Raw genomic sequence first — 14,864 nt, 5'->3', positions numbered from 1 at the left:
GAGGCGTTGCCGATGCGGATCACGGCGCGCCCTTCTCCCGACCGGGACCGGGCGGACCCGCGAACGCCTGCGCGATGGGCAGCCACGCGGTGGCGTTGGTGCCGGCGGCCGTCACGGCGAGGTCGTCGCGGTGCCTGCGCTGGGTGGCCAGCAGGCAGAAGTCCAGCGCCGGACCGGTGATCCGGTCCTCGGCGTCGGGTGGGCCCCAGGTCCACAGGTCCCCGTCCGGGCCGAGGAGTTCGACGCGGACCGGGGTGTGCGGCACCGGCAGCCCGTTGACCAGGAACGACCAGCCGAACGCGCGGACCGCGATGTGCGCGACGTGCCTGAGCCGGTCGGTCGGCTCGCGGGTCACGCCGAGCGCGTCGGCCACGTCCTGGCCGTGCGCCCAGGTCTCCATCAACCGGGCGGTGGCCATCGAGGCGGGGCTCATCGGCGGGCCGAACCACGGCACCTTCGCGCCCTCGGGCACGGCGCGCAGCGCATCGGCCACCTCCTCGCGCCCCGCGCGCCACTGCTCGAGGGTGACGGGTTCGCGCGCGCCCTCGTCCACCATGTCCGGCGTGGCCCCCTTCAGCGCTTCGGCGAACGCCCCCGGATCGCGCGCGGCGAGCGCGGCGATCCGGTCGGTCCAGTTCAGGTGGCTGATCTGGTGGGCGATCGTCCAGCCCGGCGCGGGTGTCGGGATCGACCAGTCGTCCAGCGGGGCGACGAGTGCGTCCAGCACGTCGCTCTCCATGTGCAGGTCGATCAGGATCTCGTCGATCACAGCGACTCCTCCAGGATCCGCGCCCAGTGCCGGATGATCCGGCTCCGCCGCTTGCCGTCGTCGGTGAGCTGGTTGGCCAGCGCCAGACCGCGCACCAGGTCCAAAGTGAGCTGCACGGTCTCGCGGACGCCCGGCTCGGTCTCGTCGGCGCCCAGCAGTTCGACGGCCAGGCGGTGCGTCTCGCGGCCGAGGCGGACCTCCAGGGGCACCACCACGGTCTTCAAGTCGGGGTCGGTGCGTGCGGCGACCCACAGTTCGAGCGCGGCGGTGAACAGGTCGCTGGCGTAGAAGTCGGCGATCAGCTCGACCACGGCGACGACGCTGCCGTTGACCTGCCGTGCGCGCTCTTTCAGGTCGAGGACGCTCTCCGCGCCCAGGTGCTCGACCGCGGCGGCGACCAGTTCACCGCGGGTGCGGAAGTGGTGCAGCTGAGCGCCGCGCGACACACCGGCGCGCTCGGCCACCACGGTCGTCGTCGTGCCCGCCCAGCCCCGCTCGACCAGGCACTCGACGGTGGCCTCCATGAGCTTGCGCCGGGTCTCGCGGCTGCGGTCGGCCTGGCGCCGGGTTTCCCGCTGCCCGGTGTCGGTGGACATGGCACCGAGTGTTCCGCGCCAACTAACAAACAGTCAAGACTGATTGTTAGTTGGCGCGGAGTGGTAGTCGGGAGGTTGCCGGTTGGCGCGTACCGGCTACCAGCCGCCCTGGACCATCGTCTGGAACAGCCACTCGCCGTCGACCTTCACCAGCAGGTCGCCGTACCGGACGGCCTGCGTGAACTCGCCGGCCGTGATCGTCGCGTCGGTCACCACGAACACCAGGTCGGCGTTGATGAACACCGGCGTCCGGACGGACTCCATGTGCACGTCACCGTCGCCCAGGGTCGCCGCCATGTCGTTGAGGAACCGGGCCCGGTCCCACGACTGCGCCGACCCTTCGGTCACCGCGTTGACCGGGAACAACGCCATCCCGGCCATCGCCTCGACGTCCTTGGCCACAGCCAAGGCGTCCCACTGCTCGAACCACGCGAGCACACCTGCCACGTCTTCACCGGTCGGCACGAACGTCATGCCGTACAGTGTACCGTACGATGTACGGTGGTTGGGCCGCGCACGTCCGAACAGCGGTTCTGGTGCGGTTCAGCGCCTTGTTGGATGGGTCGCGTGGTGGTCTCGCGGCGGAACGTGTTGCGGTGGGCGGGTGCGGCGGTGGCCGCTGGTGGCGCGGTCGCGGGGACGCGGCCCGCGCGGTGGGCGCGGCTGCGTGCCCGCTTGGCCGGTGAGCTGCTGCTTCCCGGTGACGCGGCGTACGAGACCGCGCGACTGCCGTTCAACTCGCTGTTCGACCACCACCGACCGGCCGCGATCGCCCGCTGCACGCGGGCCGAGGACGTCCGGCACTGCCTGGAGGAGGCCCGCCGGTCCGGCCTCCGGGTGGCCCCCCGCGGTGGCGGGCACAGCTACGCCGCCTACTCCACCCCGCACGACGGCCTGGTGATCGACCTCGCGCCGCTGGACGGCGTCGAGGTGCGGCAGGACGGCACCGCCGTGGTCGGCGCGGGTGCCCGGCTCGGTGACGTCTACGCGGCGCTCGCCGCCGCGGGCCGGTGCCTGCCGCTGGGCAACTGCCCCTCGGTCGGCATCGCCGGCCTCACCCTGGGCGGCGGACTCGGCTGGGTCGGCCGCGCGTACGGCCTGACGTGCGACTGGCTGCGTGCCGCCCGGGTGGTCACCGTCGACAGCCGCGAGGTGACCGCCTCGGAAGACCGCGAACCCGACCTGTTCTGGGCACTGCGCGGCGGAGGCGGCGGCAACTTCGGCGTCGTCACGTCGTTCGAGTTCGCCACCGCGCCAGTGCCGGAGGTGCTGACCGTGTTCCGCATCCGGTTCCCGGCCGGGTCCGCGGCGGACGTGCTCGGCGCCTGGCAACCGTGGAGCACCGCGGTGCCCGAGGGGATCTCCAGCACGTGCGTGGTCCTGCCGGACGGTTCGGTGGACCTCACCGGCTGCTCGATCGGCCCGGCCGCCCTCCTGCTCGGCGAACTGGCCCACCTGGGCGTCGACGGACCGCTGGAGCACGCCGAGGTCGACTACCCGACCGCGACGGCGATCATGACCCAGGGCCACCCGCCCCGCAACGCCTTCCGCGCGTCGTCACGCATCGCGGACAGCGGGTGGGACGACCCGGCGGCGGTGGCCGACACGGTGCGCGGCACGGACAGCGCGCTGCTCATCATCGGCGCGCTCGGCGGCGCGATCGACAGGTTGAGCCCAACCGACACCGCTTACCCGCATCGTGGCGCACCGACGTCCGTCGAGGTCTTCGGCACCGTCGGCAACCTGCCGGCTGAGCACGTGACGCGGGAGGTGGACGACGCGCAGTCGGCGTTGGCGGGCTTGATCGGCACCGGTACTTACATCAACTACCTCGATCCGGAACAGGAGGACTGGGCGGAGACGGGCTACCGCCACAACCTCCGCCGACTGCGCGCCATCGCCCACCGCTACGACCCGGACCGTGTGCTCCGGTTCCCCCAGTCGGTGTCCTGAAGACGTGAGAGATCAAAAGCTTGGAAAGATCAAAAGATTAAAAGCGTCCTCGCCGGACGTGCAGATCAGCAGCCGCACCCGCCCCGGCGCCGCCCGACCCCGCGCCCGCCGGCGACCCCCGCGCCGTCCACTGGCACGTCCTTCTTCCCAAAGGAGGGCTTCGTGTCATCCCGCCGACCTGGCGAAGCCTTACCGCACGTGTCAAGGGCGGCGCGTCCACCTCTGCCCGCGGCGTCAACTGGGACCGCGCGCCGCCCTTGACACGTGTGGTAACCCGGAGGGAGGTCGGTGGGAGGACACGGAGTCCGGACCACCAACCCAACAGGACATCCAGGCGCAGTTGGGGTCATCCTGCTGATCTGCCCGTCCGGCGAGGACGCTTTTAGGCTTTTCAAGCTTTTCGAGCCCTCCCCCATCCGCCTACAGGAGGGTCAGTTGCTCTTGGGCCACCGGCGCGTTCGGAGTCGAGGCCGGCAGGCTGCCCTCCGGCCACAAACCCTCGTCATCACCAGGCACGCCGACCGCGTCGCGCTTACCCCGCACGTCCAACCCGTGCCGCCCCAACAACGGCTGGATCCGAGCCGTCAACCACCGCCGGTACCGAGCATCCACATAGGACCCCCGCGCGTACAACCGCCGGTAGTCGTCGACCAGGTCCGGCCGCTCCCGCACCAGCCACCGGGCGAACCACTCCCGTGCCCCCGGCCGCAGGTGCAGCGGCAGGACGGTCACCCCGGTCGCGCCCGCCTCCGCGATCGAGGCCAGCAGGGCGTCCAACCGCTCCTCCGAGTCGGTCAGCTTCGGCAGCACGGGCGCGACGAACACACCGCACGGCAGCCCCGCGTCACGCACCCGGCGCACCAGCTCCAACCTCGCCTGAGGGCTCGGCGTGCCCGGTTCCAGCCCCGACTGCAGCTCGCGGTCCAGCAGTGCCAACGACACCCCGATGCCCACCGGCACCGACGAAGCTGCCTGCGCCAACAACGGTATGTCCCGCGACAGCACGGTGCCCTTGGTGAGGATCGAGAACGGCGTACCGGAATCCGCCAGTGCCCGGATGATGCCCGGCATCAGCGCGTACCGGCCCTCGGCCCGCTGGTACGGGTCGGTGTTCGTGCCCATCGCCACGTGCTCCCGCCGCCAACGGCGGGACCGCAGCTGGGCCTTCAGCACGTCCACCGCGTTGACCTTCACCACCACCTGGGTGTCGAAGTCGCGCCCGGCGTCCAGGTCGAGGTAGGTGTGCGTGTTGCGGGCGAAGCAGTTGTGGCTGACCAGGCCGTTGGCCACGAAGTCGCCGGTGCCGGTGGTGATGTCGTACAACGTCCGCGTCACGCCGAGCGACTCCACCGACACCACCGCGAGCCCGGCCGTCACGGGCACCGCCATGCCCTCCACCGCGTTGCCGCGCGGTATCGCCGGGCACACCAGGTGCAGGAACCGCAGCCGCTCGGCCAGCCCGCCGACGATCCGCACCCCGCGCACCTCGACCACGTGCGACACGCGCAGCCGGGTCAACGCCAGCACCGCCGCCTCGAACACCGCGCTGTCCGAACTGGACATCACCAGCTCGCCGCCGGTCGAGCTGCCGCGCGCGTCGAACAGGCCGGCCAGGAAGCCCTTCGACCACTCCTCCCCCGGCGTGGTCGGCCATTCCACCAGCTCGTTCTCGCGCGGCACCCGGCCGCCGGAGAACTCGCGCACGCGCGCCAGCACGTCCGGGTGGCTGGGCAGCCCGCCGCGCACCAAGCCCCACAGGTAGCCGGTCCGGTACTCCGCGCCCCGCGCCGGCGGCGCGGCGAACCGGCCCGTCCCGACCAGCTGCGCGCCCTTGACCAGGTACGGCCGCTCCTCGAAGTCGTCGCACCGGCCGGGCGTGACGTGCTTCCAGCCCTCGTCGGTGAGGAACCGGTGGTCACCGCCCGCCACCACCTGCGTGCCGTCGCTCAACGTCAGCCGGTAGGCGGGCTTGGACGTCTTCCAGTGCGCCCGCACGCGGGTGACCACGTACCGGCCCTCGGACGTGCCGAACACCTCCTCGCCCACGGCCAGCTCGGCGATCGGCTTGGTGCGGCCATCGGCCAGCAACACGGGCGTGTCACCCGTCAGGCAATACGTGCAACCGTGCGTGCACCCCCGGTAGGGGTTGACCGTCCAACCGAACGGCAACCCGCCACCGGGCACCTTGTTCAGCACGGACTTGGCGTTCACCTCGTGGAACACGACGTCGGCGAAGTCGGGAGTTCGTACGCTGCGCACCAGCCCCGGCAAACCCGGCAGAGCCTGCTGTCGGTCCGCCCCGTCCTTCTGCCCGTCCCATCGCATGTCCACATTCGAACACGTGTTCGAACCATGGTCAAACGGAGTGCCTGTGCTCGACGTCATCCTGTGGCCGTTCAACACCACCGCGTTCACGTTCGCGGGCGCCGCCACCAGCTGGGGCGAGATCGCCGGTTTCATCACCGGCGCGCTGTGCGTGTGGCTGGTCACCCGGCAGAACCCGCTCAACTGGCCGATCGGCATCCTCAACAACCTCGCCTTCCTGGTCCTGTTCGCGACCAGCGGCCTGTACGCGGACTCGGGCCTGCAGGTCGTCTACGTCGCGCTCGCGCTGTACGGCTGGTGGGCGTGGCTGCGGGGCGGCACCGAGCACACCCCGCTGCCGGTCAGCCGCACGTCCCGCGCGCAGTGGTGGTGGCTGCTCCTGGCCGGCGTGGCGGGCACCCTGCTGCTGGTGTGGGTGCTCACCACGTTCAGCGACTCGACCGTGCCGTGGGCGGATTCCGTGACCACCGTGCTCTCGCTGCTGGCCACGTGGGGCCAGACCCGCAAGAAGGTCGAGTGCTGGTGGCTGTGGATCGCCGCGGACGTGATCTACGTTCCGTTGTACGCCTACAAGGGCCTGTGGCTGACCGCGATCCTCTACGTCGGGTTCATGGCGCTGTGCGTGCTCGGCCTGCGGAACTGGACGAAGGCGCTGCGCGCGGACGAGCCGGTGGCCGCGTGACCGACTTCGACCACGCGTTGGTGCTCGGCAAGTTCTACCCCCCGCACGCCGGTCACCACCACCTCATCCGCACCGCCGCCGCGCGCAGCCGGCGCACCACAGTGACCGTGCTTGCCTCCGGCGCGGAGTCCATCCCGGTCGCCGACCGGGTGGCCTGGCTGCGCGCCGAGCACGCCGGCACGCCCGGCCTGGTCGTCCTCGGCGACGTGGACGACCACGAGATGGACTTCCACAGCGACACCGTGTGGGAACTGCACATGGGCGTGGCACGGGCGGTGCTCGCGCGACGGGCCATCCTGGACGGCGACCCCGCGTCGGCACCGGTCGACGCGGTGTTCTCCAGCGAGCACTACGGCGACGAGATGGCCAAGCGGCTGGGCGCCCGGCACGTCCTGGTCGACCTCGACCGCGACGCGTTCCCCGTCTCGGGCACCGCCGTCCGCGCCGACCCCCGCCGCCAGTGGTCGCACCTCGCGCGGGCGACCCGGGTCGGCCTCTGCGCGCGCATCGTCGTCCTCGGCGCCGAGAGCACCGGCACCACCACCCTGTCCCGCGACCTCGCCACCGCCCTGGACGCGCCCTGGGTGCCCGAGTACGGCCGCGAGCACACCGAGCTCAAGCTGGCCGCCGCCCGCGCGTTCGACCCGCGCGCCACCGTCGACGGTCTCGTGTGGACGGTCGGCGACTTCCAGGACGTGGCGCGCAGGCAGCGGGAACTGGCCGACGCCGCCGTGGACGGACCGGTCCTGGTGTGCGACAACGACTCGTGGGCGGCGACCGTGTGGGGTCACCGCTACCTCGGCGCGCCGCACCCGGACATCGCGCCGGACGCCCACCGCCCCGCCCTGTACCTGCTGACCGATCACGTCGGCGTGCCGTTCGAGCAGGACGGGTGGCGGGACGGCGAGCACCTGCGCGGGTGGATGACCGCCGAGTTCCAGACCCGCCTCACCGCGCGGGGCGTGCCGTGGCGGCTCGTCACGGGATCGCCGGACGAACGGCTGCGACAGGCCCTGACGGCGTCCGCGGAGGCGATCTCGGCGCACTTCCGGTTCGCCGACCCGTTGGCGCCTCAGACGGTCACCACGACCTGATCCAGGGACTTGCGGACCAGGTTGGGCACCACGCAGTCGTCGGCCGGGTAACCGATCGGGATCACCGCGAACGCCTTCTCGTTGCCCGGGCGGCCCAGCACGTCGCCGAGGAACTTCATCGGCGACGGCGTGTGGGTCAGCGCGGCGAGCCCGGACAGGTGCAGCGCGGTCAGCAGCATGCCGACCGCGATGCCCACCGACTCGTCCACGTAGTAGTGCTTGCGGCGGGTGCCGCCGGGCTCCAGGTAGTAGCGCTGCTGGAACACGACGACCAGCTCCGGCGCGTCGGTCAGGTGCGGCTTGACGTCGTCGGTGCCGAGCGGGCGCAGGGCGTCCAACCACTCCTCGCCGAGCCTGCCCGCGTAGGAGACGCGCTCCTCGTGCTCGGCGGCCTCGCGGATGCGCCGACGCACCTCGGGGTCCTTCACCCGCACGAACGTCCAGGGCTGCTGGTGGGCGCCGCTGGGCGCGGTGGAGGCGACCTCGATGGCGTCGAGCACCACCTGTTCGGGTACGGGATCGGAGGAGAACATGCGCACCGTGCGGCGTTCCCGCATCCGGGCGCGCAGGTCGGCGGCCGTGCGCAGGGACTCGTCGACCGGCATCCTGGCCGGTCGGTACGGGACCGGCTCGAAGGACCGGCCGTGGATGGGTGTCCAGTTCGTGGTCACGCGGCGAGCGTCGCACCGATGGCGGCACAGCTGAAGGGTTCACCCCGGAATTCGCACTGAAGTGTCCGGAATGCGGACGTCCGGGGTGGGCGGGCAGTATGTGCGCCGTGCGCGCCAAGGACCTGATCGCCGCCCATGGACACGGGCACGGCGGCCCCGCCGAGCCCTCGTCCCGACCCGTGCGCAAGTTGCTGCTGGTCCTGTTGCTGCCGTTCGTGCTCGCGACCGTCGTCGGCGCGCTGCTGCTGTACCCGTTCGGGCACGAGCAGCGCACGGGCGCCGAGGCCGGGCTGGCGCAGGTGCCGGTGCGCGGCGACGTGACCGCCGTGGCGCGGGGCGGGTGCGGCCCGGACCCAGCCGAGCCGGGCGCCACGGGCTGCGTGCTGGTCACCGTGCGGATGACCGACGGCGCCGCGGCCGGCCGCGAGATCCGGGTACCGGTCCCCGACCAGCCGGGCACGCCGGAGTTCGCCGTCGGCGACGCCGTGGTGCTCTCGTACGGCGGCGGCGACCCGAACGACAGCACGTCCTACCAGCTGGCCGACTTCCAGCGCGGCGTGCCGCTGCTGCTCCTCGCCGTGCTCTTCGCCGCCGCCGTGCTCCTGCTCGGCCGCTGGCAGGGCCTCGCCGCGCTGGGTGCGCTCGCGCTGAGCTTCGTGGTCCTCGTCCTGTTCGTGCTGCCCGCGATCCTCGCCGGCGAGAGCCCGCTGACCGTGGCCGTGGTCGGCGCCGGCCTGATCATGTTCATCGTCCTGTACCTGACCCACGGCCTGTCCGCCCGCACGTCGACCGCCGTCCTGGGCACTTTGGTGAGCCTTGCCCTGATCGGGGTCCTGGGCGCCCTGTTCTCGGCGTTCGGCAAGCTGACCGGCCTGGACCAGGACACCGCCAACCTCGTGTCGCTGCTCGGGCACGGCATCGACACCCGCGGCCTGCTCCTGGCGGGCACGATCATCGGCGCCCTCGGCGTGCTGGACGACGTGACCGTCACCCAGACCAGCGCCGTCTGGGAACTGCGCCGGGCCAACCCGTCGCTGGGCTTCCGCGACCTCTACGCCGCGGGCTCCCGGATCGGCCGCGACCACCTGTCCTCCGTGGTGAACACCCTGGTCATGGCCTACGCGGGCGCCGCACTGCCCCTGCTGCTCGCCTTCTCGCTGTCCGGCCGCGACCTGGGCGAGATCCTCACCGCCCAGGAAGTGGCCCAGGAGGTCGTCCGCACCCTGGTGGGCAGCATCGGCCTCGTCGCCGCCGTCCCCATCACCACCGCGCTGGCCGCCTTCGTCGCCGGCCGCGAACCCGCGCCGACCACGCCCGAGCCGACCGCCGAACCCGCCCCCGAGCCGACGCGCGCCCGCACCACCCCACCGACCCGCAACCGCGTCACCGGCGACCTGCGCACCGGCTACGACCCCGCCAAGGGCCCGTGGCGGCGGCCACCGACCACCGGCCCGACTACCGGGCCAGCAGGACCAGCAGCAACGCGATCGCGGCGGGGACGGACTGCACGACCAGGATCCGACGACTGACCGTCGCCGCGCCGTACAGGCCCGCCACGATCACGCAGACCAGGAAGAACACCGCGAACGCGAACCCCGTCGTCCCCCGCACGACCAACGCGAAGATCAACCCGGCGGCCAGGAAGCCGTTGTAGAGGCCCTGGTTGGCGGCCAGCACCTTCGACTCGGCGGCGAACTCCGGCGTAGTGCCGAACGTCGCCCGGCCGCGCGGCGTGGTCCAGAGGACCATCTCCAGCACGACGATGTAGAGGTGGATGGCCGCGACCAGCGCGGTCAGAACATCAGCGGCGATCTGCACGGGTGGGTAACGTACTCGCATGCTGCGGACCGCGCTGGGCCTCGCCGCCCGGGTCGCCACCGGACTGGTGTCAGGCGTGCTCGCACTGCCGCGGATCGCCGACGCGCTGGAGAAGCTGACCCCGTTGGCGCAGGCGTTGCCGCAAGTCGCGGAGCTGCGGGGCACGCTCGAACGGCTGGAGCAGCTCGCCACGTTCCTGGCCAACGAGATGCCCGAGGCGTTGCACCAGCTGGAGGCGGTGCAGCACCAGCTGGCCGAGCTGGAGGCCAGGATCGCCGCGCTCACCGGGAACACCGGCCAACTCGACGACTCGATCCGCGTGCTGGCCGCCGCGCTCGGCCCGTTGCAGGGCACGACGGAACGGCTGGGCAGGCTGGTGGACCGCCTACCGGACCGCAAGCGCCGCACGCAGGCGCTACCGGGATAATCGTCCGGTGGGACGGATCCGGAAAGCCGACGAGACCATCAGCCGGGAGGTCGACTCGGGCATCGCGGAACTGATCCCCGATCCCGACGTGCCGAGGGCGTGGATGCTGCGCCTGAACGGCACACCGCAGTCCCACGTCGACCTGGACGACCCCACGCACCTGGAGTTCGAGTACCTGCGCCGGCTGGGCCACGTCGCCGACCTGGTCGCACCGGGCAGCGACCCGATCCGCGCCCTCCACCTGGGCGGCGGCGCGTTCACGTTGCCCCGCTACATCGCCGCCACGCGTCCCCGCTCCAGCCAGCAGGTCGTGGAGATCGACGCGGCCCTGATCGACCTGGTCCGGGGCATCCTCCCCCTGGACCGCAACTGGCGCCTGCGGATCCGCAACGGCGACGCCCGTGCCGTGCTGGCCAAGGCACCGGAAGCCACGTTCGACCTCGTCGTGACCGACGTCTTCGCCGGCTCCCGCACCCCCGCGCACCTCACGTCGGTGGAGTTCGTCGCCCTGGCCTCCCGGACCCTGCGCCCCGGTGGCGTCTACGCCGCCAACATCGGCGACGGCGGGAAGCTCGCGTTCGCCAAGGCCCAGACCGCCACCGTCCGCGCCGTCTTCCCCCACGTGTGCGTCCTGGCCGAACCGGCCGTGTTCCGGGGCAGGCGGTTCGGCAACTTCGTGCTGGTCGCCTCCCACACCGAACTACCGATCGCCGCCCTGACCAGGCTGACGGCCGGCGACCCGTTCCCCGGCCGGGTCGAACACGACGACTCGCTGATCCGCTTCATCGGCGGCATCCCACCCACCACCGACACCACCGCGACCCAGTCCCCCGCACCACCGAAGGGCACCTGGGGCCTCCCCGACGACTGACCCCCGCCCCGGTCGGTCAGGACTGGTCGAGGGTGGAGACGAAGCGGGAGATGGCTTCGGGGTTCAGCTTCTGCGCCAAGCGACCCGTGGGCGCCATCGAGCCGAGCTGGTACAGCGGCCGATCGGCGGCGGCCAGGCCACGCGCCTCCGCCCGCAACTGCGCCACCAGCAGTTCGGAGAACACCAGCCCCGGGGCGTCACCGCGACCGGCCAGCACGTCGGCCAGCTTCCGCAGCGGCAACACGCCCTGCTCGCGCCCGCCCGTGCCGGCGTAGATCGCCAACGCCAGGTTGATTGCCTTGCCGCCGCCACGCACGAACAGCCCCACCGTCCGCGCCCCACGCACATCCGTCACCAGCAAGTCCAACTGCTCGGCCGTGTGCAGGTCGACCGAACGCGTGCCGAACGCCCGCACGGACAGCACGTGACCTTCCAGCCACACCCGCCGCCGCGCCTCCGACCACGCCAACATCAACAGCGGCACCGCGAACACCGCCGCCGTGACCAACCCGGCGGTCCGCCCCGCGAGCAGCCCCAGCAGCCCGCCGAACGCGGCGGCGACGATCAACGCGCCGATGGCGACCGTCCGCGCGCGCTTGCGCACCGCCTTCGGGTCAAGCAGGTCAAGGGCAATCCGCTCGCTCACCGGCCCAACGCCTCCAGCACAGAGATCACCACGTCCGCCAGCGGCACCTCGCGCTGGTCGCCCGACGACAACTCCTTCACCTGCACGACCCCGGCCTCGATGTCGCGCTCACCCAGCACCAGCGCGAACCGCGCACCGGACCGGTCGGCACCCTTCATCGCACCCTTGAGGCCCTTACCACCATAGGACAGGTCGAACCGCACACCGGCGGCCCGCAGCGGCGCGGACAACGCGACCAGCCGCGACTTGGCCGCCTCGCCCAGCGGCACGCCGTACACGTCGCACCGCGTCACGTCACCCGGCGTCAGGCCCTCGACCTGGCACGCCAGCAGCGCCCGGTCCACCCCGAGCCCGAACCCGACCCCGGACAGCGGCTGCCCGCCCAGCTGCTCCATCAACCCGTCGTACCGCCCGCCGCCGCCGATGCCGGACTGCGCGCCCAGCCCGTCGTGCACGAACTCGAACGTCGTCTTGGTGTAGTAGTCCAGCCCGCGCACCATCCGCGGGTTCTCCGCGAACTTCACGCCCAGCTCGTTCAGGTAGACCTTGACCTGCTCGTAGTGGGCCAGCGACTCGGCCGACAGGTGGTCCACCATCAGCGGGGCGTCGGCGACCAGCTCGCGCACCTCGGGCCGCTTGTCGTCCAGCACCCGCAGCGGGTTCAGCTCCGCCCGCCGCCGCGTCTCCTCGTCCAGCGGCAGCTCCGCCAGGAACGCCTGCAGCTTCTCCCGGTACTGGGGACGGCACGTGGCGTCGCCCAGCGACGTCAGCTCCAGCCGGAACCCGGTCAGCCCCAGCGCCCGGAACCCGGCGTCAGCCACCGCGATGACCTCGGCGTCCAGCGCCGGGTCGTCCACGCCGATCGCCTCGACGCCGACCTGGTGGAACTGCCGGTACCGCCCCGCCTGCGGCTGCTCGGCGCGGAAGAACTGCCCCGCGTACGCGAGCTTCACCGGCAGCTGGCCGCGGTCGAGGCCGTGCTCGATCACGGCGCGCATCACGCCGGCGGTGCCCTCGGGCCGCAGCGTGATGGACCGCCCGCCGCGGTCGGTGAACGTGTACATCTCCTTGCTGACCACGTCGGTCGACTCGCCGACACCGCGCGCGAACAACGCGGTGTCCTCGAAGACGGGCAGCTCGATGTAGCCGTAGCCGGCGCGGCGCGCGGACTCCACGAGCGTGTCGCGGACCGCCAGGAACTGCGCGGAGGTCGGCGGGAAGTAGTCGGGCACGCCCTTGGGCGCGGCGAACGTGGTCACGGTTCTACAGTCCTCGGTGCGGTGCGGGTGCCGGCTCGTCGTCGGGTGAGCCCAGGTCCAGCAGGAACGGGTTGCTCACGCGTTCGCGGCCGATGGTCGTCGTCGGGCCGTGGCCGGGCAGCACCACCGTGTCGTCGGCCAGCGTCAGCACCTTGGTGCGCAGCGACGTCAGCATCTCGCGGTGGTCGCCGCCCGGCAGGTCGGTGCGTCCGATGGAGCCGGCGAAGAGGGTGTCACCGGACAGCACGAGCCGTCCGCCCTCCTCGGTGCCGGCGCGGAACATCACCGACCCGCCGGTATGGCCCGGTGAGTGGTCGACGGTCAGCCGGAGACCGGCCAGGTCCAGCTCGCCGCCGTCGACCAGTTCGCGCACCTCGCGCGGCTCCCTCATCTCCAGGTTGCCGCCGAAGAAGGCCCGTGACTCGGCGCTGATGCCCTTGAGCGGGTCCGACAGCAGCTCCCGGTCACGCGGGTGGACCCACGCCGGGATGTCGTTGCCGTCGCAGACCGGGGCCACCGAGAACGCGTGGTCGAAGTGCCCGTGCGTGAGCAGCACGGCGACCGGGGACAGCCGGTGCTCGCGCAGGGCCTCGGCGATCGGCTCGGCCGCGTCCTGGCCGGGGTCGACCACCACGCACGGCCCGCCCGCGCCCGTGGCCAGGAGGAAGCAGTTGGCCTGCAGGGCGCCGGTGGGGAACCCGATCACCAGCACGGGATCACCTCTCGTCGGCAACGGATCGACAACGGATCCCTGTGGACCCCGTCAAGCAGCCTATCCGGCATACACCAGTCACATGCGTGCCCCCTAGACTGCTCACCGATCGTCGCCGTCGACGCAGAGATCAGGGAGGTTGCAGGTGCCGACCAACGTGCAGCGCCGCGAGCAGGCCAAGCGGAAGCTGGAACGCCAGCTCGTCCGCAGGGCGGAGCGCGCGAAGCGGCGCCGGGTGATCGCCGTGGTCGCGACGGCGGTCGCCGTCGTCGTGGTCGCGGGCGGTGTGTACTTCCTCGCCACGACCGACTTCAGCAGCACCGGCGACGACGCCGCCGCGGCCAGCTCGACCGCCCCGGCGGCCGGCTCCGACGGCGCGCAGTCGATCCCCACCGAGCTGCACCCGGCGGTGAAGCGGACCACGCCCCTCCCGGCCCAGGTGGCCTGCGAGTACCCGGCCGACGAGCAGCCCGCGAGCAAGGAGGTCAAGGCTCCCGCGGGAGGCCAGACGTCCGCGGAGGGCACGGTCGGCGCCACGCTGGCCACCTCGGTCGGCGACATCAAGCTGACCCTCGACCGCACGCTCGCGCCGTGCGCGGTGAACAGCTTCGTCAACCTGGCCGAGCAGGGCTACTTCAACGACACCACGTGCCACCGCCTGACCACGTCCGGCATCCAGGTGCTGCAGTGCGGCGACCCGAGCGGCACCGGCAGCGGCGGCCCCGGGTACAGCTTCAAGGACGAGGTGTGGCCGGAGCTGACCTACGGCCGCGGCCAGCTCGCCATGGCGAACTCGGGCCCGGACACGAACGGCAGCCAGTTCTTCATCGTCTACGGCCAGACCCAGCTCGAGCCGAAGTACACCGTGTTCGGCTCGGTCGACGCGGAGAGCCTCAAGCTCGTGGACGAGGTCGCCAAGGCGGGCACCGACCAGGGCCAGGGCGACGGCAAGCCGAACAAGGCCGTCGACATCAAGTCCGCGACCGTCGTCAAGTAGTGCGCTGACCTTCGAAGGGGCCGCCCGACCAGGCGGCCCCTTCG

General features: G+C 72.0%; 16 protein-coding genes. 7 read left to right on the top strand and 9 right to left on the bottom strand.

Annotated features, from left to right (window positions below):
- Positions 1–19: 19 nt before the first annotated feature.
- The 3 genes from B0I31_RS24320 to B0I31_RS24310 form a co-directional block, all read right to left on the bottom strand.
- Entirely contained in the window at positions 20–769 is a 750-nt protein-coding gene (locus B0I31_RS24320; RefSeq protein ID WP_106617689.1) for a TIGR03084 family metal-binding protein, read from the bottom strand.
- Entirely contained in the window at positions 766–1,365 is a 600-nt protein-coding gene (locus B0I31_RS24315; protein ID WP_106617688.1) for a TetR/AcrR family transcriptional regulator, read from the bottom strand. Before B0I31_RS24315 ends, B0I31_RS24320 begins: the two co-directional genes overlap by 4 nt.
- Positions 1,366–1,461: 96 nt before the next feature.
- On the bottom strand, positions 1,462–1,839 hold the full coding sequence (locus B0I31_RS24310; RefSeq protein ID WP_106617687.1) for a hypothetical protein: 378 nt from the start codon (positions 1,837–1,839) through the stop codon (positions 1,462–1,464).
- 84 nt (positions 1,840–1,923) lie between these two features.
- On the opposite strand from B0I31_RS24310, the gene B0I31_RS24305 reads away from it, so the two are divergent.
- Complete coding sequence (locus B0I31_RS24305; protein WP_106617686.1) at positions 1,924–3,318, top strand: FAD-binding oxidoreductase; 1,395 nt, start codon at positions 1,924–1,926, stop codon at positions 3,316–3,318.
- 420 nt (positions 3,319–3,738) lie between these two features.
- Here B0I31_RS24305 and B0I31_RS24300 read toward each other — a convergent pair whose 3' ends face one another.
- Complete coding sequence (locus B0I31_RS24300) at positions 3,739–5,643, bottom strand: intein-containing Rv2578c family radical SAM protein (RefSeq protein WP_181320318.1); 1,905 nt, start codon at positions 5,641–5,643, stop codon at positions 3,739–3,741.
- A gap of 46 nt (positions 5,644–5,689) precedes the next feature.
- On the opposite strand from B0I31_RS24300, the gene pnuC reads away from it, so the two are divergent.
- Both pnuC and B0I31_RS24290 read left to right on the top strand, forming a co-directional pair.
- Positions 5,690–6,325: a nicotinamide riboside transporter PnuC gene (gene pnuC, locus B0I31_RS24295; RefSeq protein ID WP_245950336.1), complete on the top strand. Its 636-nt coding sequence runs from the start codon at positions 5,690–5,692 to the stop codon at positions 6,323–6,325.
- Positions 6,322–7,419: an AAA family ATPase gene (locus B0I31_RS24290; RefSeq protein ID WP_106617685.1), complete on the top strand. Its 1,098-nt coding sequence runs from the start codon at positions 6,322–6,324 to the stop codon at positions 7,417–7,419. The genes pnuC and B0I31_RS24290 overlap by 4 nt, the downstream gene beginning before the upstream one ends.
- Here the strand turns inward: B0I31_RS24290 and B0I31_RS24285 are convergent.
- Positions 7,398–8,024, bottom strand: a complete 627-nt coding sequence (locus tag B0I31_RS24285; protein ID WP_106617917.1) for a nitroreductase family protein — start codon at positions 8,022–8,024, stop codon at positions 7,398–7,400. The two genes, B0I31_RS24290 and B0I31_RS24285, sit on opposite strands and share 22 nt — an antisense overlap.
- A gap of 164 nt (positions 8,025–8,188) precedes the next feature.
- Between B0I31_RS24285 and B0I31_RS24280 the strand changes: the two genes are divergently transcribed.
- Positions 8,189–9,619, top strand: a complete 1,431-nt coding sequence (locus B0I31_RS24280; RefSeq protein WP_106617684.1) for a YibE/F family protein — start codon at positions 8,189–8,191, stop codon at positions 9,617–9,619.
- Here B0I31_RS24280 and B0I31_RS24275 read toward each other — a convergent pair.
- Positions 9,546–9,908, bottom strand: a complete 363-nt coding sequence (locus tag B0I31_RS24275; protein WP_106617683.1) for a DUF1304 domain-containing protein — start codon at positions 9,906–9,908, stop codon at positions 9,546–9,548. The two genes, B0I31_RS24280 and B0I31_RS24275, sit on opposite strands and share 74 nt — an antisense overlap.
- A gap of 19 nt (positions 9,909–9,927) precedes the next feature.
- Between B0I31_RS24275 and B0I31_RS24270 the strand changes: the two genes are divergently transcribed.
- Both B0I31_RS24270 and B0I31_RS24265 read left to right on the top strand, forming a co-directional pair.
- The gene (locus B0I31_RS24270) at positions 9,928–10,335 is read left to right on the top strand and encodes a hypothetical protein (RefSeq protein WP_106617682.1); all 408 of its coding nucleotides are present in this window, start codon (positions 9,928–9,930) and stop codon (positions 10,333–10,335) included.
- A gap of 7 nt (positions 10,336–10,342) precedes the next feature.
- A complete protein-coding gene (locus B0I31_RS24265; protein WP_181320316.1) occupies positions 10,343–11,206 on the top strand; it encodes a spermidine synthase in 864 nt (287 codons plus the stop codon).
- Between the two features lie 16 nt (positions 11,207–11,222).
- On the opposite strand, the gene B0I31_RS24260 is transcribed toward B0I31_RS24265, so the two are convergent.
- The 3 genes from B0I31_RS24260 to B0I31_RS24250 are packed head-to-tail and all read right to left on the bottom strand — an operon-like array spanning position 11,223 to position 13,823.
- A complete protein-coding gene (locus tag B0I31_RS24260; RefSeq protein WP_073895093.1) occupies positions 11,223–11,852 on the bottom strand; it encodes a hypothetical protein in 630 nt (209 codons plus the stop codon).
- A complete protein-coding gene (gene hisS, locus B0I31_RS24255) occupies positions 11,849–13,111 on the bottom strand; it encodes a histidine--tRNA ligase (protein WP_106617681.1) in 1,263 nt (420 codons plus the stop codon). Before hisS ends, B0I31_RS24260 begins: the two co-directional genes overlap by 4 nt.
- Positions 13,112–13,115: 4 nt before the next feature.
- Positions 13,116–13,823: an MBL fold metallo-hydrolase gene (locus tag B0I31_RS24250; RefSeq protein WP_106617680.1), complete on the bottom strand. Its 708-nt coding sequence runs from the start codon at positions 13,821–13,823 to the stop codon at positions 13,116–13,118.
- A 145-nt stretch (positions 13,824–13,968) separates the two neighbouring features.
- On the opposite strand from B0I31_RS24250, the gene B0I31_RS24245 reads away from it, so the two are divergent.
- On the top strand, positions 13,969–14,820 hold the full coding sequence (locus B0I31_RS24245) for a peptidylprolyl isomerase (protein ID WP_106617679.1): 852 nt from the start codon (positions 13,969–13,971) through the stop codon (positions 14,818–14,820).
- The last annotated feature ends 44 nt before the right edge of the window (positions 14,821–14,864 follow it).

Origin of the sequence: Saccharothrix carnea (assembly GCF_003014735.1) — a bacterium.
In the GTDB taxonomy this organism is placed as follows: domain Bacteria; phylum Actinomycetota; class Actinomycetes; order Mycobacteriales; family Pseudonocardiaceae; genus Actinosynnema; species Actinosynnema carneum.
The sequence above is the reverse complement of the archived record's forward strand: the minus strand, read 5'-3'. Positions and strand labels throughout refer to the sequence as shown.

Bases quoted from the DNA above. Each gene is read 5' to 3' on its own strand.
- B0I31_RS24315 (WP_106617688.1), bottom strand. From the start codon at position 1,365: ATGTCCACCGACACCGGGCAGCGGGAAACCCGGCGCCAGGCCGACCGC.
- B0I31_RS24310 (WP_106617687.1), bottom strand. From the start codon at position 1,839: ATGACGTTCGTGCCGACCGGTGAAGACGTGGCAGGTGTGCTCGCGTGG.
- B0I31_RS24305 (WP_106617686.1), top strand. From the start codon at position 1,924: ATGGGTCGCGTGGTGGTCTCGCGGCGGAACGTGTTGCGGTGGGCGGGT.
- B0I31_RS24300 (WP_181320318.1), bottom strand. From the start codon at position 5,643: ATGCGATGGGACGGGCAGAAGGACGGGGCGGACCGACAGCAGGCTCTG.
- B0I31_RS24285 (WP_106617917.1), bottom strand. From the start codon at position 8,024: ATGCCGGTCGACGAGTCCCTGCGCACGGCCGCCGACCTGCGCGCCCGG.
- B0I31_RS24280 (WP_106617684.1), top strand. From the start codon at position 8,189: ATGTGCGCCGTGCGCGCCAAGGACCTGATCGCCGCCCATGGACACGGG.
- B0I31_RS24270 (WP_106617682.1), top strand. From the start codon at position 9,928: ATGCTGCGGACCGCGCTGGGCCTCGCCGCCCGGGTCGCCACCGGACTG.